The following is an 18,817-nucleotide window of genomic DNA, read 5'->3' as shown; positions in this document are numbered from 1 at the left end:
GGTCCCGTGGTGTAGCGGTTAACATGCCTGCCTGTCACGCAGGAGATCGCGGGTTCGATTCCCGTCGGGACCGCCATGTTTTAGAAACGAAACAATGTGTTTCGTCTTTTTTATTGTTTGAACCATTTTTATATAAAACTTTACCGTCCTTAGGAGCAATCCTAAGGAATTTTTTATATACAAAGAAATTTCTTTGTAGAATTGCGATGTTAAAGATTGTTGGATTTCTTACTGGATATGTATAGTCCACAACGTTTACAATATATATATACAGATTGAAATGAGGTTCTGAATGAATGACAGAGATTAATGAATTTACGTTTATGTCTACGTCTCCTGATGAAACTAATCAGCTGGCTGCTCGTCTAGCAACTTTATTAGAAGCTGGTGACGTGCTGCTGCTTGAAGGCGATTTGGGAGCTGGAAAGACAACATTCACAAAAAGTTTAGCTAAAGGCTTAGGAATTGAACGCAATGTGAATAGCCCGACATTTACTATCATTAAAGAATACAAAAGCGGTCGCCTTCCTCTTTACCATATGGATGTGTACCGTCTAGGGGATGAATTTGAAGACCTAGGGTTCGATGAGTATTTTGAAGGAGATGGCGTGACGGTCGTGGAGTGGGCTCACCTGATTGAAGAGCAGCTTCCTAATGAATATATTCAAATCAATATTTACCATGAAAACGAAACGACTCGTAAAATCCTTGTAAAAGCGATAGGCAGTCGGTACGTTGAAATATGTAAGGAGCTTTTTAAAAGATGAAAATGTTAGCCATTGATACATCCAATTTTGTCATGGGTGTTGCTGTCGTTGAAGAAAACAAAGTAATTGGAGAAATTATTACGAATCTAAAAAAGAATCACTCTGTTCGTGTGATGAACGCTGTGGAATCTTTGTTAAAAGATTGTGATATTGCGCCAAGCGAGCTAGACCGTATTGTAGTGGCACACGGTCCCGGGTCCTATACCGGTGTACGCATTGGTGTTACCATTGCCAAGACACTTGCTTGGACTTTAAATATTCCTTTAATAGGTGTATCTAGCCTTGAGGCACTAGCAGCAAACGGTCGTTATTTTGATGGATATATTGCTCCGTTATTTGATGCGCGCCGTCAGCAGCTTTATACAGGACTATATGAATGGAATAACGAACGAGGTCTTGTAGAAGTTGAAAGTGACCGACTTGTTATTAATAAGGACTGGGCGGAACATTTAAAGTCATACAACAAACCTATTTTATTCATAGGCAATGATCTTTCCATGCATGAAGAGGCGTTAAAAGAAGTGTTGAGTAAACAAGCTGTATTTGCCCATGTTCAGCAGTTTAACCCAAGACCAAGTGAATTGGCTTTCTTAGGAATGAAGAAAGAGCCGCAGTCTGTGCATACTTTTGTTCCGAACTACATTCGTTTAGCTGAAGCAGAAGCCAACTGGCTTGCTTCACAGCAAAAAGGATAAAAGAAGGTATAACATGAAACTAACAATTAAGTTTCGTTTAATGGAAGTTAAAGATATTGATCAAGTAGTGAAAATCGAAGAGAAGTCTTTTACGACACCTTGGAGTGCAGAAGCATTTCAAAATGAGTTAACCAATAATCAATTTTCAACTTACATTGTGATGGAAGAAGGAGAAAATATTATTGGTTATTGCGGAACGTGGATTGTTATTGACGAAGCACATGTAACCAACATTGCGCTATTGCCAGACTACCGAGGCAAGGGACTCGGTGAATTGCTGCTGCGCAACGTGATGGACGTTCTTCGAAAACTAGGTGCTACGTCAATGACATTAGAAGTTAGGGTATCTAATCATATTGCACAATCATTGTATCAAAAGCTAGGTTTTAAACCTGGAGGTATTCGTAAGAATTATTATTCTGATAACAATGAGGATGCATTAGTTATGTGGGTGAATTTATGAATGAAAATCAATTAATTTTAGCATTAGAAACAAGCTGTGATGAGACAGCAGCAGCTGTGATTCGAAACGGTCATGAAATTGTAGCCAATGTGGTGGCCTCTCAAATAGAAAGCCATAAACGATTTGGCGGTGTCGTACCGGAAATTGCATCTCGTCATCATGTAGAACAAATTACAGTAGTAGTTGAAGAAACTTTAAATCAAGCGAACTTGACGTTTGCAGATATAGATGCAATAGCTGTAACGGAAGGACCAGGGCTTGTGGGAGCACTTCTTATTGGCGTAAATGCAGCCAAAGCGCTAGCATTTGCACATCAAAAGCCATTAATTGGTGTTCATCATATTGCAGGACATATTTACGCAAATCAGCTAATCAAAAAACTAGAATTCCCGCTCTTATCGCTAGTTGTATCTGGCGGGCATACGGAGCTTATATACATGGAAAGTCACGGTCATTTTAAAGTGATCGGTGAAACAAGAGATGATGCAGCAGGAGAAGCCTACGATAAAGTAGCCCGCACGTTAAACCTTCCATATCCAGGCGGACCTCATATTGACCGCCTTGCACATGAAGGAGAGCCATTAATTGATTTGCCGCGTGCTTGGCTAGAAGAAGGATCCTATGATTTTAGTTTCAGTGGATTAAAATCAGCAGTTATTAACACTGTCCACAATGCGAAGCAAAAAGGTGAAGAGATTCTTCCACAAACACTTGCTGCTAGCTTTCAAGCGAGTGTCATTGATGTGTTAGTAACTAAAACGATTAAAGCTGCAAAGGAATATAACGTTAAGCAAGTTTTATTAGCAGGAGGAGTTGCTGCTAATAAAGGGCTTAGAGCAGCGCTAGAAGAGGCATTTGAACCCCTATCAAATATTGAGCTTATTATCCCGCCGCTATCTCTATGTACGGATAATGCCGCAATGATTGGAGCAGCAGCAAGCGTACGATTTGCTCAAGGAAAACGTTCAGATATGTCATTAAATGCAAACCCCGGTTTGGACTTGGAAGAGTAAGTGACGAATGAGATTTATTTCTCATTCGTCTTTTTTTGTGGATAAAAATGATTTATCAACAATATTCAATAAATTTAGAATTGACTGTGGATAATTATGTGGAAAAGTCCGTGCACTCAGTACACGGACCTGTTATCAACAAGTTTTAATTATGAAAATCAGACAGATATCCACTATTTATTCACAGAGTGGATAAAGCTTGCTCTTAAGCGCATGAACAAGTAAATAGGATGAATAGATACGCAAAAATATAGGCTACTCTTCTAGAAGCAGCTGTAATTCTTCCCACTCTTCCATTAATGTGGATAACTGTGAAGAAATTTTTTCATTTTCACCGTTTAATCTTGATACTTCTTCGTGATTTTGATAAATTTCAGGGTCACAAAGAAGTTCTTCATTCGCCGCTTGGGCGGCTTCTAATTTGTTTACTTCAGTTTCAATTTCTTCAATGCGGCGCGTTCGCTGTCTCATCAATTTCTTTTGTTCTTTATCTTGTTTATAGGACTGTTTATCTACTTTTACCGTACGTTCTTCGTTTGCTTTTATATTTTCTAATTCTTTGATTTCCTCTATTTCTGCTTTCTTTTCTACATAATAGTCATAATCTCCAAGAAATTCTTCTACTCCTTCAGGAGATAGCTCTGCTATTTTATTGGCAATACGATTAATAAAATAACGGTCATGTGAAACAAATAATAGAGTCCCTGGGTAATCAATTAACGCATTCTCGAGTACTTGTTTGCTATCTAAATCAAGATGGTTAGTAGGTTCATCCAAAATTAAGAAGTTAGCTTTTTGAAGCATAAGCTTCGCAAGAGCCAAACGTGCTTTTTCACCACCGCTGAGCGTGGAAACGATTTTCAGTACATCATCACCTGAAAACAGAAAATTTCCAAGCGCTGTACGGATTTCTTTTTCAGGTTTGGCTGGGTAGTCATCCCAAAGTTCATTTAAAACGGTTTTATTAGACGTTAAATTGGCTTGCTCTTGGTCGTAATAACCAACCATTACATTTGAGCCAAAGGAAATGGTCCCAGTCTTGAAGCTGAGTTTATCCACAATGCCTTTTAATAAAGTTGATTTCCCCACGCCATTAGGACCAACCAACGCAAGGCTTTCCCCTTTTTTAATGCGAAGGTTTGCCTCTTGGACGACATAGTTGTGTTCATCATATCCGATAGACACATCTTCCAGATTTAAGACTTCATTTCCGCTTTGACGTTCAATTTCAAACGAAAAACTAGCTGATTTTTCGCCTTCGTTAGGTCGATTTATTAACTCCATTCGATCGAGCTGTTTACGTCTGCTTTGCGCACGTTTTGTAGTCGATGCGCGGGCGATGTTTCGCTGAATAAAATCATTCAGCTTTGCGACTTCATCTTGCTGCTTTTCGTACTGACGCAACTCTTTTTCATATCGCTCTGCTTTTTGTACAAGGTATTTAGAGTAGTTGCCCGTGTACTTCACCGTTGTTTTTTGTACGACTTCATACACTTGATTTACGACTTTATCAAGGAAGTAACGATCATGTGAAACGATTAAAATAGCTCCTTCATACCCTTGCAGAAACTGTTCCAGCCATGCTAAAGTTTCAATATCTAAGTGGTTGGTAGGCTCATCCAGAATAAGCAAATCAGGCTTTGTTAAAAGCAGTTTTGCAAGAGCCAGGCGCGTTTTTTGTCCACCGCTTAAGGAGGAAATAGGGGTGCTGTAGTCAAAGTTTGAAAAACGGAAACCGTGAAGAATAGATCGTGTATCCGCTTCATATTGATAGCCGCCTAAATCTTTGAACGTTACTTGAAGCTGATCGTACTCTTTGGTTAGTTTTTCGTATTGAACTGAATCATTAAAAATATCTGGATCGCCCATCTTCGTTTCAAGCGTACGTAATTCTTTTTCCATCTTCTTTAACGGAGCAAAGACAGTCATCATTTCTTCCCATATGGAGAGTGTTGACTCAAGAACTGTATCTTGTCCCATATAATCAATGGAAACACCCTTAGGTTTAATAATTTCTCCGCTGTCATAGGAAAGCTGCTCAGCAATAATTTTTAATAAAGTTGATTTACCAGCACCGTTTCGTCCCACTAGGGCAATGCGGTCTTTTGATTGTACTTCTAACTTTATATTCGATAAAATGGGTTCTGCCCCATAGTATTTTGTAATACCGTTCAATTGTAGAATAATCATTTTTTCACCTCTAGTAGTATATCCATAGTGTATTTTAACATATTTTTAACTACAAGTTCTTCCTACAAGCGTTTGTAATTTGTAGAGGGACAAGGACAAATGATGAAGCGAATGTTTTGATTCATGAAATAAAATGATTTTACCTGCACATTTTATACAGGATACTATGTTAAAATAAGAGATAAGTGCATCTCTGAACTTATCTATGATGGATGTAAAAAATCCGTCATGACTAACAAACCGATCCTTTGAAGGGCTAATTGCTTCGTTCTACAAACCGACTTTAAGGAGTGCTGAATAGACAAAAGCCGTCGAGGTGTGAAGCGGAGTATATATAAAACAAGAGAAAAGAGAGAGAATTGGAAGCGCTACCTCAAAGCGGTTGATGCTTTGTGAAAGGTAATGCAATATGACTTGAAAATGTTAGTAATGACATACATGAACTGAGGGGGTACAACGTGAACACTGAACAATTAAAAATACCACAAGCAACGGCTAAGCGATTGCCGCTTTATTATCGTTTTTTGAAAAATTTGCATGCTTCTGGTAAACAGCGTGTGTCGTCAGCGGAGTTAAGTGAGGCAGTGAAAGTGGATTCTGCTACTATTCGTCGGGACTTTTCTTACTTTGGTGCATTAGGAAAAAAGGGATACGGCTACAATGTGAATTATTTACTTACATTTTTCCGTAAAACGTTAGACCAAGATGAAGTAACGAAAGTAGCACTGATTGGCGTAGGGAATCTAGGAACGGCCTTTTTAAATTATAATTTTATTAAAAATAATAACACCAAAATTGAGTGCGCTTTTGATGTGATAGAAGATAAAGTAGGTACGAAAGTAGGCGACGTGCCGGTCTATCATCTTGACCAATTGGAAGATTATATGAGTGATGACATCTCAGTAGCGATTTTAACCGTTCCTGCCACTGTTGCTCAGCAAATTACTGATCGTTTAGTGAGTTGCGGAATTAAAGGAATTTTAAACTTTACTCCTGCACGCTTAAACGTACCGGATGAGATTCGACTCCATCATATTGATCTTGCTGTAGAATTACAGTCGCTCGTCTACTTTTTGAAAAATTATCCTGTTGAATAAGGCGGACTGTGTTACGATTTCCTTAAGTCTAAATTAATAAGGAGAGTGGGAATATGGGGATTGGAGCAGGCAGTTGGATTATTATTGCGATTGTAGCACTGCTTATTTTTGGACCGAAACGGTTACCGGAGCTAGGAAGATCAGTGGGCCAAACGCTTAGAGAGTTTAAGCATGCCGCTAGCGGTGCATCAGAAGATCGTGAAAAAGATAAACAGCGTCAAGTAGATGACAAAGAGTAAAAGGGTGATCATAGTATGACCGAACAAGAAATGTCAATATATGATCATATAGGAGAGCTGCGAAAACGCATTTTAATTGTTTTATTTTTCTTTGTGATTGCCACAATTGGCGGCTTTTTTATAGCGGATAAGGTTATTGTCTATTTACAGCATGCTGATGAGGCAAAGAATTTAACGATGAATGCATTTCGGTTAACAGATCCAGTTAAGATTTATATGCAATTTGCTGTTATTATCGGCTGTGTACTTGCAGCTCCTGTTGCACTGTATCAACTTTGGGCATTTATTAGTCCTGGTTTATATGAAAAAGAGCGTAAGGTAACGCTTGGATATATTCCTGTTTCCATTTTTCTCTTTATCGGCGGTGTCTCTTTTTCTTATTTTGTGTTGTTTCCATTTGTCGTTGATTTTATGACGCGCGTTTCTGATGAGCTGAATGTAAACCAAGTGATTGGCATTAATGAATACTTTTCTTTTTTAATGCAGCTCACACTGCCTTTTGGCTTGTTGTTTCAGCTTCCTGTCGTCGTTATGTTTTTGACGCGTTTAGGAATTATAACGCCTATGTTTTTATCTCAAATTCGAAAATATGCCTATTTCGTACTGCTAGTTATTGCCGCACTTATTACACCACCGGAATTGCTCTCGCACATGATGGTGACAGTGCCGCTCTTAATTTTGTATGAAATCAGCATCATTATTTCCCGCATTTCGTATCGCAAAGTGTTAAAGGCAAGGGCAGAGCAAGAAAGAGAAGATGTTAGTATGTAAAAAAACCACTGAAACAGTGGTTTTTTTATTTGGATGAATCATCTTGATTTTTATATTGCTGCTGCAATTTTTTAATTTTGTAGTGCAAGATAAAGATGCGAACCGCAAACCTGAAATCGAATGCGGCTACGAGTGCAAATAAGATTGTGGGGAAATTCCAGACGGTTTCCTGGGCATTTTGAATTGCCAAGTAGGTGAATAAAATCCCCATAATAATATAAATAAACCCTCGTGTTAAAGGGATATTCTTCATAAAAACATGCCTCCAAAAATGAACTGCATTTGTTCTGCTTGTTTTTGCATTTCTATAATTTTATCTGCAAAAATAGTTTGAGATAAAATAACGATTGTATTCATCAAAACATGAGCAATAATAGGTACAACAATTAGTCTCGTCCTTGCATAAAGGAATGCAAATACAAATCCCATAGCTGTATACACAAGTAAATGTTTAAAATCCCAGTGTACCGCAGCGAAAATAAGGGAACTAATAAATGCAGAGATAAAGAAATTGTATCGTTTGTGAAGAGAACCAAAAATAATCTTTCGGAAAATAATCTCTTCTAGTATTGGTCCAATAACAGACGTAACGACAATAAGGAACGGCGTTGCTTTAACAAGATTAACAATATTTTGTGTGTTTTCAGATACTTGGGTAATGCCAAGAGCGTGCTCAATCATACCTGCTACAGCTTGACCAGCCATAGCGAGAAACACCCCAAGGACTGACCAGACAACAGCAATCGTTTTTCCAGCATGTTCTATACGCATGGACATGTCACGGCGCAGCAGCAGTAAGACAATAAGTAAACCAAGGATAAAGCTAATGATAGTCCAATAAGTCAAAAGCATGACATTCGCTGTTCGAACTGGATAGTCATCAAACATTCCTGTTAATTTTAACAGCGGTATACCAACAACTCCTGAAAACTGCATAAGGATGTAGGTGAGGATAACATACCAATAACGTTTTTCCAATCTTCTATACTCCTTTAAAAGGTTTTTATGTATATATGTCGAAGAAGTACTGTAAAGTTAGTAATTTCTTCTTGCTCGTATTGTAACATACATATTATTGAACAGAGAAAAGAATGCTTTATTTCTCAAAATCGTCGAAATCTAAGACTATTATATGTAGTTGTCGTAAATTTTAAATTTTTTTTGTTTAATACTTGCAAAAAAAACCCACTTTGTTTTAATATAATAATTGTGTTAGCACTCGTTGAGGTTGAGTGCTAATAAAAATGCAAACATATTATTTGAGGAGGTTGTTTCACTTGTTAAAGCCATTAGGTGATCGCGTAGTGATTGAACTTGTAAAATCTGAGGAAAAAACAGCAAGCGGTATCGTGTTACCGGACAGTGCAAAAGAAAAGCCACAAGAGGGTAAAATTGTTGCTGTAGGTACAGGCCGAGTATTAGAAAGCGGTGAGCGTGTAGCTTTAGAAGTAGCTGCGGGCGATCGTATCATCTTCTCAAAATATGCGGGTACTGAAGTAAAATACGAAGGTACTGAATACTTAATTTTACGCGAAAGCGATATTTTAGCTGTAATCGGCTAATTTTAACCACAAACTTATCATACGTAAAAAATAGATTATTAAGAACATCTTGAGGAGGTCAAAGAACATGGCAAAAGACATTAAATTTAGCGAAGAAGCACGTCGCGCAATGCTACGTGGTGTAGATACATTAGCAAATGCTGTAAAAGTAACGCTTGGACCAAAAGGTCGTAACGTTGTATTGGAAAAGAAATTCGGTTCACCGCTTATTACAAATGACGGTGTAACAATTGCAAAAGAAATCGAATTAGAAGACGCATTTGAAAATATGGGTGCTAAATTAGTAGCCGAAGTTGCTAGCAAAACAAACGACGTTGCTGGTGACGGTACAACTACTGCAACAGTTTTAGCGCAAGCAATGATCAGAGAAGGTCTTAAAAACGTAACGGCTGGTGCTAACCCAATGGGTATCCGTAAAGGTATGGAAAAAGCAGTAGCTGTAGCGGTTGAAGAACTAAAAGCAATCTCTAAACCAATTCAAGGTAAAGATTCAATTGCTCAAGTAGCGGCTATCTCAGCAGCTGACGAAGAAGTAGGTCAATTAATTGCTGAAGCAATGGAGCGCGTTGGTAACGACGGCGTTATCACACTTGAAGAATCAAAAGGTTTCACAACTGAATTAGAAGTGGTAGAAGGTATGCAGTTTGACCGTGGATATGCATCTCCTTACATGGTAACTGATTCAGATAAAATGGAAGCTGTATTAGATGATCCATACATCTTAATCACAGACAAAAAAATCGGTAACATTCAAGAAATCTTACCGGTATTAGAGCAAGTTGTTCAACAAGGCAAGCCTCTATTAATCATTGCTGAAGACGTAGAAGGTGAAGCTTTAGCAACATTAGTTGTGAACAAACTTCGCGGTACATTTACAGCTGTAGCTGTTAAAGCTCCTGGTTTCGGTGATCGCCGTAAAGCAATGCTACAAGACGTTGCTATTCTAACAGGCGGAGAAGTAATTACTGAAGAGCTTGGTCTTGACTTAAAAACAGCAGGCATCGATCAATTAGGTCGCGCTTCTAAAATTGTTGTAACAAAAGAAAATACAACAGTTGTAAACGGTGCAGGAAACGCAGAAAATATCCTAGCACGCGTAAACCAAATCAAAGCTCAGCTTGAAGAAACAACTTCAGAGTTTGACCGTGAAAAATTACAAGAGCGTTTAGCAAAACTTGCTGGTGGCGTAGCTGTAATTAAAGTTGGTGCGGCAACTGAAACTGAGTTAAAAGAACGTAAATTACGTATTGAAGATGCATTAAACTCTACGCGTGCTGCGGTTGAAGAAGGTATCGTAGCTGGTGGTGGTACTGCATTAGTAAATATCTATAATAAAGTAGCAAGCATCGAAGCTGACGGTGACACTGCTACAGGTATCAACATCGTATTGCGTGCGATTGAAGAGCCTGTACGTCAAATCGCTCACAACGCTGGTTTAGAAGGATCAGTAATCGTTGAGCGTCTAAAAGGCGAAGCAGTTGGAACTGGATTCAACGCTGCAACTGGCGAGTGGGTAAATATGTTAGACACTGGTATCGTTGACCCAACAAAAGTAACGCGTTCAGCTCTTCAAAATGCTTCTTCTGTAGCGGCTATGTTCTTAACAACTGAAGCAGTTGTTGCTGACAAGCCAGAAGAAGGCGGTGCACCTGCAATGCCTGACATGGGCGGCATGGGTGGAATGGGCGGCATGATGTAATCACTGCCCTACCTAAAAAAGCGACCAAGTACTCACTTGGTCGCTTTTTTGTGTGCGTTAATATTTTCAGATTTTTTTAAAATTTGTTAAGATAGTACTATGTTTATTGGAAAACTTACTAAACTCAAGGCTTAACTGAGTTTTAAGGGGGAGCTTCGTTGATTCAGCTCGATCATATTAATAATAAATTAAACCAAGTATTAGAAAACATTGATCAAATTGTGATTGGAAAACGTCACGTATCTACGTTGAGTTTGGTTGCTTTGCTTGCCGAGGGCCATATTTTGCTTGAAGATGTACCGGGTGTAGGAAAAACGATGCTAGTGAAGGCACTGGCCAAATCAATTGATGCGGAATTTAAACGAATTCAATTCACGCCTGATTTGCTGCCGTCCGACGTAACAGGTGTTTCTATTTACAGTCCAAAAGATATGGAATTTCATTTTCGTCCAGGTCCTATCATGAGCCACATAGTACTCGCTGATGAGATTAACAGGACTTCTCCTAAAACACAATCGGCGCTTTTAGAAGCAATGGCTGAGCATCATGTAACAACCGATGGTATCACCCGGGAAATTCCGGCGCCTTTTTTTGTGATGGCTACTCAAAATCCCGTTGATTTTGATGGGACCTATCATTTGCCGGAAGCGCAGCTGGATCGTTTTTTATTCAAACTAAGCATGGGGTATCCTACGCAAGAAGAGGAGCTTCAAATTTTAAATGGCGTATCGACTCAAGTTAATCTTGAAGATGTCAAACCTGTTATGAGCGTTCCAGAATTAGTACAGGCTCAAAAAGCTGTAAGCAGTATTTATGTAGATGATACGATCAAGAACTATATCATTGAAATTATTCGCAAAACTCGCTCTCATCCACATGTTTCATTAGGTATTAGTCCTCGTGGCACGGTTTCCTTTATGAAGGCTATTCAAGCATATGCGTTAGTAAAGGGAAGAGATTACTGTCTTCCTGATGATGTTCAAGAGCTTGCTTCGTATGTGTGTGCACATCGCTTAACGCTAAGACCCGATACTCAGTACAGCGGTTTAACAGCGAGTGATGTGATGAAGCAAATTATGGCTGATACGAAAGTACCTGTTAAAAGGTAAGAGGATAATTTATGAAACAGTATATAAAAGTGATATGGAACAAAGGTAGAGACTGGTTCGTTTTATTCTGCATCTTTACCGCTACGTTTTCTTACGCCATGTTTCAAGGAGGCTTTGTCAGCTGGTTTTTATTTTATAGCTTCTTACCTTTTGGATTATATGCGGTAGCCGTGTTGCTCTATCCGTTGAAGAAGTGGAATGTTGCTCGTGATGTGAAGCTACAGCCTCGATTCGCTGGAGATCATCTTTCTTATGAAATTCACATTACACGCTCCTCGGCTTTTCTTGTTTATATGGCAGCGGTGAAAGAGGAGAGTAACCTTTTAGATCAAGAAGAAAGAACAATTTATCCGCTTTTTCAACGAAACGCTGTTATTCCGTATGAAAGATCGTTTGTAGAAAGAGGAGAATATGAATTTTTTACGATTTCAATTGAAATTAGTGATTTATTAGGCATCGTAAAAAAGAAGGCATATTTTCTACTGCAGCAGCGATTTATCGTTTATCCTCAGATTCATAAGATAGATATCCCGTTTCTTTTAGCGGGAATAGAAGAAGGGAAAAATGAAGTTTCTACGGGAAATCAATCTACTACGTTAGTGACAGGCATTAGAGAATATCAGCCGGGTGACCGATTAGGATCTATCGATTGGAAGGCGACCGCTCGTAAAGCTACGTTGATTTCTAAAGAGTTTGGTCATTATCATGAACGGAGTATAATTATCATTGCAGATGTTATGGGCCCTCTATACTTTGAAGAGCGAATGAGCTTTCTTGCATCCATGCTCATTCATGAAGAAACCAAGCGTAAAAAAGTCGATTTTCTTTTAGCTGGAGATGCCCTTTTTTCGCAGAAAACCTCTGAACAAAGGGAGGTTGAAAACCTGTTGCATCACTTAGCACGTGCACAGCCTATTAGCAATCGAGCATTCGAAACAGAATTTCAGAATATTGCTATTCAAAAGCAGCATTCTTTTATGGTAATTGTCAGTCAGGTTACAGGGACTCTTATTGGCCAGATTCAATCCAAGCTGAGCCCTCATGCTAAGGCTTCACTCATTGTCGTTAAAAATGAAGGAGCGGGGCTTAGTGACGAAGAGGCAGTTATTGTCAATGGCATACAATCTTCTGCTTTAACGATTGAAGTCGTTCATATTGATCTTCCTCTATCACTAAAGGAAGTGAGGGCGGAAATAAGTGAATAAATCAGCTTGGTATGTAAAAAACGTCTTATTATACGCGGGAGCTTTCTTTTTATTAGTGGAATGGCTTCTCCCTTTAAATGAAGTCACTGATACGAATCAAATTCAATACTTTATCCTGTTTGTCGCTTACTGTTTTTTGAGCTTAACGTTTCGATTGCCGTTTATTGTGATGACGTTAGGGAGCATGTTGTTTATTTTGTTTTCACTTCACAATCTCTATTTCCAAGGTGCCTTCTTTTCTTCAGAATGGCTTCCAAGACTTTTGGAAATTCTTCAGTCAGATGTACAAAGTATCATGGAGTGGAATATAGCGAATTTATCCTTTGAAATGAGGACCACTTTATTTTTTATCCTGCTTTGGATTATGGCTTATTTAATTCGATACTGGATCTTTTATCAAAAAAGAATTTTCTTCTTTTTCTTCTTAACCATTTTGTATATTACCGTATTGGATACCTTTTCTACTTACGATGCCGGAGCTGCTATTATTCGCGTGACGATTATCGGATTTTTATTAGTAGCCATGCTTCGCATCAATCCTGAACGTATAAAAGGTGCTAGCACCGAGCGTTTAGAAAATAGAAAACGATCGTTTCTTTTTCTAGGCAGTTTTTTAGCCATTGTCATTGTGCTTGCTTATCTCGCCCCTAAACCAGGTCCGCAGTGGCCAGATCCGGTCCCTTTTATTGCAGCTCACACAACAAATCAAGGACAGGGAGAATCTGCAAGCGGTCAACGAATTGGCTATGATATGGACGATTCTAAATTGGGGGGATCCTTTGTCAATGATGATACGGTTGTGTTTACAGCTAAAGTAGAGGATGAGCACTATTGGCGTATTGAAACGAAGGATGTGTATACAGGTAAGGGCTGGGAGCTGTCTAAAGAGGAAGAAAAAGTGCCTTTCAAAGGAAATGAAAACTTACTCCCTCAATATGATTCAAGTGTTGCAGGAGAAGTAAGAAAAGCAGAAGTTACCTATTCGCAGCCTTCTGTTCATCTTATGCATGTTCCTCAACTGCTGTCTCTAACCTTAAAAAATGGCATTCAAACCGATGTTACACCGACAAATGAAAAATTATATCCTTATCAAAATGACAAACTTGTTACTGTTCAATCGTATGAGCTAACGTATAAATATCCTGTGTTTGATACCGGGCTTCTTCAGCAAGCAGAGGAGAAAAAGTCAGAGAGTCTAGAGAATAATAATGAATTTATAGCAAGGTATACACAGCTTCCTGCTAATTTGCCAAAACGAGTAAAGGATTTAGCTCGTACGATAACAAAAAATAAAAACAATCGCTATGAAAAAGCGAAAGCCGTTGAAGAATACTTCCGATCCAATCCATATATATACGATACTGAAAACGTTCCAATTCCTACGAAGAATAAAGATTATGTGGATCAATTTTTATTTGATACAAAAAGAGGATACTGTGATAACTTCTCTACTTCTATGGTCGTGCTGCTTCGTTCATTAGATATTCCTGCTCGGTGGGTAAAGGGCTATACAGAAGGTGATGCCACCGTTATTTCAGGAAGTAGTAAGTGGACAACCTATGAAATTACACAAAATAATGCTCATTCTTGGGTCGAAGTCTATTTTCCAGGAGCGGGATGGGTACCTTTTGAACCAACAAAAAGTTTTTCTAATCCTTATGATTTTGTAGATAGCCAACCTAACAACTCTAGTGAAAATAGTCAAAGGGAAGAAGAGAAACAAGAAACGCAAGTCAAGGAGCAGCCTAAGAAGAAAGAGCTTCCGGCACAAGAAAAAAGAGAGAAAGAAAAAACAGCTTCTCTTCAAAATGCTAAGTTGTCTATGAAATGGAAAGTGCTTTTCTACGGACTGATTGTAGTTATGTTAATAGTAATATATCTCAATCGATTTAAATGGTTTTTACCTTTTTATATCTCTTTTTATAAAAAGAAAGAGAGTGTGGAAACCTTTGAATCAGCGTATGCTTTTTTACTTAAAAGACTCGCTGCAAATGGACTAAAACGGCAAGAAAATCAAACGCTGCGCGACTTTGCAGGAGAAGTAGACGAAAAATTAAATACGGTAAATATGCTAAAATTAACGGAAAAATACGAGCGGGTTTTATATCGAAATGCAGATTCCATAAAAGAATGGAAAGAGTCGATTGAATTGTGGGAAAATTTAATCAAAAAAACGAGTTCTTGACCATTGTTTCGCGGATTGATAGAATATTCTCGAACTTACTATAAATGTTTCGTATACCTTCATATATCCTCGATAATATGGTTCGAGAGTCTCTACCGGGTCACCTTAAACGATCTGACTATGAAGGCAGAACAGTCTATTTGACGATAAACGTCGTGCTCAACTAGACTTCTGCCTTTGTTTTTTGAGGGAGAAGTCTAGTTTTTTTTATATTTTAGGGCATAATAACAAGTGATTATTTACACATTCGGAGAGGTGAACAAGATGGAAGGCATGATTGTTGTATTAGATTTTGGTAGTCAATATAACCAACTGATTACGCGTCGCATTCGCGAGTTCGGAGTATATAGTGAATTGCATCCGCACACAATTACAGCAGAAGAGATTAAAGCATTAAATCCAAAGGGAATTATTTTCTCTGGAGGCCCAAACAGTGTGTACGGTGAAAACGCATTTCACTGCGATGAAAACATTTTTGAATTAGGTATTCCTGTTTTAGGTATTTGTTATGGAATGCAATTAATGACTCATCATTTTGGCGGGAAGGTAGAAGGTGCTAGCCATCGTGAATATGGTAAAGCAGCGATTAACGTACAAAACGATTCATTAATGTACCATGAGTTGCCAAAAGAACAAGTTGTTTGGATGAGTCACGGTGATTTAGTTGTAGAAACACCAGCTGGTTTTGAAGTGGACGCAACTAGCCCATCTTGTCCAATTGCCGCAATGAGTAACAAAGAAAAGAATATGTACGGAGTGCAGTTCCATCCAGAAGTTCGCCATTCAGTGCACGGTAACCATATCTTAAAGAACTTCGTGTTTGAAGTATGTCATGCTGAAGCAAACTGGTCAATTGAGAACTTCATTGAAGTTGAAATGGATAAAATCCGTGAAACAGTTGGAGATAGAAAAGTACTTTGCGCACTTAGCGGCGGAGTAGACTCTTCGGTAGTAGCTGTATTAATTCACAAAGCAATTGGTGATCAGTTAACATGTATGTTCGTAGATCACGGTTTATTACGTAAAGGTGAAGCTGAAAGCGTAATGGAAACATTTAGCGAAGGCTTTAATATGAACGTAATTAAAATCGATGCAAAAGATCGCTTCTTAGAAAAATTAAGCGGTGTATCAGATCCTGAACAAAAGCGTAAAATCATCGGTAATGAATTTATTTATGTATTCGATGACGAAGCTGCTAAATTAAAAGGGTTTGATTTCCTAGCTCAAGGTACGCTATACACAGATATTATCGAGAGTGGGACAGCTACAGCTCAAACGATTAAATCTCACCATAATGTAGGTGGATTACCGGAAGATATGCAGTTCAAACTAATCGAACCGTTAAACACGCTATTCAAAGATGAAGTACGTGCATTAGGTTCTGAATTAGGTATTCCTGATAACATCGTTTGGCGTCAGCCTTTCCCAGGACCAGGTCTAGGTATTCGTGTACTTGGTGCAATTACGGAAGAGAAGTTAGAAATTGTACGTGAGTCGGATGCTATTTTACGTGAAGAGATTGCAAAAGCAGACTTAGAGCGCGATATCTGGCAATACTTTACGGTTCTTCCTGACATCCGCAGTGTAGGTGTAATGGGAGATGCTCGTACGTATGATTACACAATTGGTATTCGTGCTGTTACATCGATTGATGGTATGACTTCTGACTGGGCGCGTATTCCTTGGGATGTGCTTGAAGTTATCTCAACGCGTATTGTAAACGAAGTTAAGCATATTAACCGCGTAGTGTATGATATTACAAGTAAGCCACCTGCAACAATTGAATGGGAATAATATGTAAGAAAACCGAACAAACGAACATTCTTTTATAAGAATGTTCGTTTTTTGTTGACTTTTTTAAAAAGTTAATGGTAGGATAGTAACATAAAACAGCGAGATATAGCTTTAATGTCGTATAATCTTGGGGATAAGGCCCAAAAGTTTCTACCGAGCTACCGTAAATGGCTTGACTACGAGAAAGTAATACATGTATGTATAAAAATCTTTTGTTTTTTGCTCATACATTTCTCTTTTAGTCGATTTTATGCCTTTACGCGCCATAGTGTAGAGGCATTTTTTATGGCTTGCCTAAGTGCATGCGGCTTCTATAAAGGGAGGAAAAAACGTGAAGAAGTATTTTCGTTTTGAAGAGCTGGGTACTAGCTACCGAAAAGAGTTTATAGCTGGCCTTACAACTTTTCTATCTATGGCTTACATTTTATTTGTTAATCCATCTGTGCTATCACTAAGTGATGTAAAGGATCTACCTGACAGTATGAGAATGGACCAAGGGGCTGTATTTACAGCTACTGCTTTAGCGGCAGCTTTGGGATCAATTGTTATGGGAGTGCTTGGTAGATATCCAATTTCATTAGCTCCAGGTATGGGATTAAACGCATTTTTTGCTTATACAGTTGTTCTGACGATGGGAATTCCATGGCAGACGGCTTTAACGGGTGTTATGATATCAGGTGTTATTTTTATTCTTTTAACATTAACAAGCCTGCGAGAAAAAATTATTAATTCTATTCCTATTGAATTAAAAATGGCTGTTGGAGCAGGTATTGGTTTATTTATTAGTTTTATTGGTATGAAAGGTGCGGGAATCATCGTCAAAGATGATGCCACATTCGTTGGACTGGGTGATTTGACGAACCCAACAACATTACTTGCGGTTTTTGGTATTGTCATTACTATTGTATTAATGGTGCTTCGAGTAAATGCAGCTGTATTTATCGGTATGATTGTAACGGCTGTAGCAGGTATGGCTTTTGGATTAATTGATACACCTAAAGCAGTGGTTTCATCGGTTCCTAGTCTTGACCCGACGTTTGGGGCAGCTTTCCAAAATATCGGTGATATCTTTACTGTAAAGATGCTAGTCGTCATTTTAACTTTCTTATTCGTTGATTTCTTCGATACAGCAGGTACGATGGTTGCTGTAGCGAGTCAAGCTGGGCTTATGAAAGATAATAAGCTTCCGCGAGCGGGCAGAGCGTTATTGGCAGATTCTAGTGCGATTGTAGTTGGTGCTGTTCTTGGTACCTCATCAACAACAGCTTACGTAGAGTCTACGGCTGGAGTAGCAGCGGGCGGACGTTCAGGATTTACTGCAATCGTAACGGCGGCGTTTTTCTTAGTTGCACTGTTCTTTTCTCCGTTGTTAGCGGTCGTAACACCAGCTGTTACTGCGCCAGCTTTAATTACGGTAGGAGCTCTGATGGTGTCAAACTTAGGAGAAATCAATTGGAAAGAGTTCGAAGTGGCAGTTCCGGCATTTTTCACGGTGATCATGATGCCATTAACGTACAGTATTGCAACAGGCATTGCAGTTGGCTTTATCTTTTATCCTATTACAATGTTATGCAGCAAGCGTGGGAAAGAAGTGCATCCCATTATGTATGCTCTCTGTATCATCTTCATACTCTATTTCGCGTTCTTAGCAGAATAGTTTAAATAAAAAAGCTCAGTTTAATGACTGGGCTTTTTTTTTATGGTAAGATAAGAAAACTGCATAGCGGCTAGATTGCTATTGTAATAGAGGTTAATTGGTTACTTTACTGAAGGTTTACTTCATTAACTTTTTTATTTATAAAGTTTTTTAGAAAAACGATTGACTCTATATATTATATATGGTAAATTATTAAATGTCGCTGATGAACAGCGCAGTTGAGAGAAACATCTTAAAAAAGATGTTGACATCAAAATAATAGAATGTTATACTAATAAAGTTGCTTCAGAGCAACGGTTGAACTTTGAAAACTGAACAAAGCGACAAACGTCAACGTTAATTTTTATTTTTTAAATGAGCAAGTCAAACAT

The 18,817-nt window shown here is 38.5% G+C and carries 17 protein-coding genes, 1 tRNA gene and 2 riboswitches; of the genes, 15 read left to right on the top strand and 3 right to left on the bottom strand.

Annotated elements, in window-relative coordinates; all coding sequences use genetic code 11:
- From ACRPLQ_RS26150 to tsaD, 5 genes are all read left to right on the top strand, one after another.
- Window positions 1-76 (top strand) — tRNA-Asp (locus ACRPLQ_RS26150).
- Between the two features lie 220 nt (window positions 77-296).
- Window positions 297-767: a tRNA (adenosine(37)-N6)-threonylcarbamoyltransferase complex ATPase subunit type 1 TsaE gene (gene tsaE / locus ACRPLQ_RS26145; protein WP_013081426.1), complete on the top strand. Its 471-nt coding sequence runs from the start codon at window positions 297-299 to the stop codon at window positions 765-767.
- Entirely contained in the window at window positions 764-1,462 is a 699-nt protein-coding gene (gene tsaB, locus ACRPLQ_RS26140) for a tRNA (adenosine(37)-N6)-threonylcarbamoyltransferase complex dimerization subunit type 1 TsaB (RefSeq protein WP_165635441.1), read from the top strand. The genes tsaE and tsaB overlap by 4 nt, the downstream gene beginning before the upstream one ends.
- A gap of 13 nt (window positions 1,463-1,475) precedes the next feature.
- Window positions 1,476-1,925, top strand: a complete 450-nt coding sequence (gene rimI / locus ACRPLQ_RS26135) for a ribosomal protein S18-alanine N-acetyltransferase (RefSeq protein ID WP_028412696.1) — start codon at window positions 1,476-1,478, stop codon at window positions 1,923-1,925.
- Complete coding sequence (gene tsaD / locus ACRPLQ_RS26130; protein WP_165635442.1) at window positions 1,922-2,938, top strand: tRNA (adenosine(37)-N6)-threonylcarbamoyltransferase complex transferase subunit TsaD; 1,017 nt, start codon at window positions 1,922-1,924, stop codon at window positions 2,936-2,938. Before rimI ends, tsaD begins: the two co-directional genes overlap by 4 nt.
- A gap of 255 nt (window positions 2,939-3,193) precedes the next feature.
- On the opposite strand, the gene ACRPLQ_RS26125 is transcribed toward tsaD, so the two are convergent.
- Window positions 3,194-5,128 (bottom strand): ABC-F family ATP-binding cassette domain-containing protein, encoded by a 1,935-nt coding sequence (locus tag ACRPLQ_RS26125; protein ID WP_033580896.1) that lies wholly within the window; start codon window positions 5,126-5,128, stop codon window positions 3,194-3,196.
- A 458-nt stretch (window positions 5,129-5,586) separates the two neighbouring features.
- Here ACRPLQ_RS26125 and ACRPLQ_RS26120 point away from each other — a divergent pair, with 458 nt between their 5' ends.
- The 3 genes from ACRPLQ_RS26120 to tatC are packed head-to-tail and all read left to right on the top strand — an operon-like array spanning window position 5,587 to window position 7,235.
- A complete protein-coding gene (locus tag ACRPLQ_RS26120; protein ID WP_028410376.1) occupies window positions 5,587-6,225 on the top strand; it encodes a redox-sensing transcriptional repressor Rex in 639 nt (212 codons plus the stop codon).
- 53 nt (window positions 6,226-6,278) lie between these two features.
- Window positions 6,279-6,464: a twin-arginine translocase TatA/TatE family subunit gene (tatA, locus tag ACRPLQ_RS26115; RefSeq protein WP_013055022.1), complete on the top strand. Its 186-nt coding sequence runs from the start codon at window positions 6,279-6,281 to the stop codon at window positions 6,462-6,464.
- Between the two features lie 15 nt (window positions 6,465-6,479).
- Entirely contained in the window at window positions 6,480-7,235 is a 756-nt protein-coding gene (gene tatC, locus ACRPLQ_RS26110) for a twin-arginine translocase subunit TatC (protein WP_013055023.1), read from the top strand.
- A gap of 25 nt (window positions 7,236-7,260) precedes the next feature.
- Here tatC and ACRPLQ_RS26105 read toward each other — a convergent pair whose 3' ends face one another.
- Complete coding sequence (locus tag ACRPLQ_RS26105) at window positions 7,261-7,488, bottom strand: YdiK family protein (protein ID WP_013055024.1); 228 nt, start codon at window positions 7,486-7,488, stop codon at window positions 7,261-7,263.
- Window positions 7,485-8,213 (bottom strand): CPBP family intramembrane glutamic endopeptidase, encoded by a 729-nt coding sequence (locus tag ACRPLQ_RS26100; RefSeq protein ID WP_028412699.1) that lies wholly within the window; start codon window positions 8,211-8,213, stop codon window positions 7,485-7,487. Before ACRPLQ_RS26100 ends, ACRPLQ_RS26105 begins: the two co-directional genes overlap by 4 nt.
- Window positions 8,214-8,512: 299 nt before the next feature.
- Here ACRPLQ_RS26100 and groES point away from each other — a divergent pair, with 299 nt between their 5' ends.
- From groES to ACRPLQ_RS26065, 7 genes are all read left to right on the top strand, one after another.
- Window positions 8,513-8,797 (top strand): co-chaperone GroES, encoded by a 285-nt coding sequence (groES, locus tag ACRPLQ_RS26095; RefSeq protein ID WP_013055026.1) that lies wholly within the window; start codon window positions 8,513-8,515, stop codon window positions 8,795-8,797.
- A gap of 67 nt (window positions 8,798-8,864) precedes the next feature.
- The gene (gene groL / locus ACRPLQ_RS26090; protein ID WP_367077752.1) at window positions 8,865-10,496 is read left to right on the top strand and encodes a chaperonin GroEL; all 1,632 of its coding nucleotides are present in this window, start codon (window positions 8,865-8,867) and stop codon (window positions 10,494-10,496) included.
- Window positions 10,497-10,654: 158 nt separating this feature from the next.
- Window positions 10,655-11,605: an AAA family ATPase gene (locus tag ACRPLQ_RS26085; protein WP_033580898.1), complete on the top strand. Its 951-nt coding sequence runs from the start codon at window positions 10,655-10,657 to the stop codon at window positions 11,603-11,605.
- Window positions 11,606-11,616: 11 nt separating this feature from the next.
- Complete coding sequence (locus ACRPLQ_RS26080; RefSeq protein WP_432236332.1) at window positions 11,617-12,810, top strand: DUF58 domain-containing protein; 1,194 nt, start codon at window positions 11,617-11,619, stop codon at window positions 12,808-12,810.
- The gene (locus tag ACRPLQ_RS26075) at window positions 12,803-14,995 is read left to right on the top strand and encodes a transglutaminase TgpA family protein (RefSeq protein ID WP_028412702.1); all 2,193 of its coding nucleotides are present in this window, start codon (window positions 12,803-12,805) and stop codon (window positions 14,993-14,995) included. Before ACRPLQ_RS26080 ends, ACRPLQ_RS26075 begins: the two co-directional genes overlap by 8 nt.
- A 39-nt stretch (window positions 14,996-15,034) precedes the next feature.
- A riboswitch (purine riboswitch) is annotated at window positions 15,035-15,136 on the top strand.
- A gap of 123 nt (window positions 15,137-15,259) precedes the next feature.
- Complete coding sequence (gene guaA / locus ACRPLQ_RS26070; RefSeq protein WP_028412703.1) at window positions 15,260-16,789, top strand: glutamine-hydrolyzing GMP synthase; 1,530 nt, start codon at window positions 15,260-15,262, stop codon at window positions 16,787-16,789.
- A gap of 97 nt (window positions 16,790-16,886) precedes the next feature.
- Window positions 16,887-16,988: riboswitch (purine riboswitch) on the top strand.
- A gap of 132 nt (window positions 16,989-17,120) precedes the next feature.
- A complete protein-coding gene (locus tag ACRPLQ_RS26065) occupies window positions 17,121-18,446 on the top strand; it encodes an NCS2 family permease (RefSeq protein WP_013055032.1) in 1,326 nt (441 codons plus the stop codon).
- Window positions 18,447-18,817: the final 371 nt, after the last annotated feature.

It is taken from the genome of Priestia sp. TRN 1309 (assembly GCF_050846875.1).
Classification (GTDB): Bacteria; Bacillota; Bacilli; order Bacillales; family Bacillaceae_H; genus Priestia; species Priestia zanthoxyli.
The sequence above is the reverse complement of the archived record's forward strand: the minus strand, read 5'-3'. Positions and strand labels throughout refer to the sequence as shown.

Excerpts from the sequence above, each read along its gene's own strand:
- tsaE (WP_013081426.1), top strand. The coding sequence starts at position 297 with ATGACAGAGATTAATGAATTTACGTTTATGTCTACGTCTCCTGATGAA.
- tsaB (WP_165635441.1), top strand. The coding sequence starts at position 764 with ATGAAAATGTTAGCCATTGATACATCCAATTTTGTCATGGGTGTTGCT.
- rimI (WP_028412696.1), top strand. The coding sequence starts at position 1,476 with ATGAAACTAACAATTAAGTTTCGTTTAATGGAAGTTAAAGATATTGAT.
- tsaD (WP_165635442.1), top strand. The coding sequence starts at position 1,922 with ATGAATGAAAATCAATTAATTTTAGCATTAGAAACAAGCTGTGATGAG.
- ACRPLQ_RS26125 (WP_033580896.1), bottom strand. The coding sequence starts at position 5,128 with ATGATTATTCTACAATTGAACGGTATTACAAAATACTATGGGGCAGAA.
- tatA (WP_013055022.1), top strand. The coding sequence starts at position 6,279 with ATGGGGATTGGAGCAGGCAGTTGGATTATTATTGCGATTGTAGCACTG.
- tatC (WP_013055023.1), top strand. The coding sequence starts at position 6,480 with ATGACCGAACAAGAAATGTCAATATATGATCATATAGGAGAGCTGCGA.
- ACRPLQ_RS26105 (WP_013055024.1), bottom strand. The coding sequence starts at position 7,488 with ATGAAGAATATCCCTTTAACACGAGGGTTTATTTATATTATTATGGGG.
- groL (WP_367077752.1), top strand. The coding sequence starts at position 8,865 with ATGGCAAAAGACATTAAATTTAGCGAAGAAGCACGTCGCGCAATGCTA.
- ACRPLQ_RS26080 (WP_432236332.1), top strand. The coding sequence starts at position 11,617 with ATGAAACAGTATATAAAAGTGATATGGAACAAAGGTAGAGACTGGTTC.
- guaA (WP_028412703.1), top strand. The coding sequence starts at position 15,260 with ATGGAAGGCATGATTGTTGTATTAGATTTTGGTAGTCAATATAACCAA.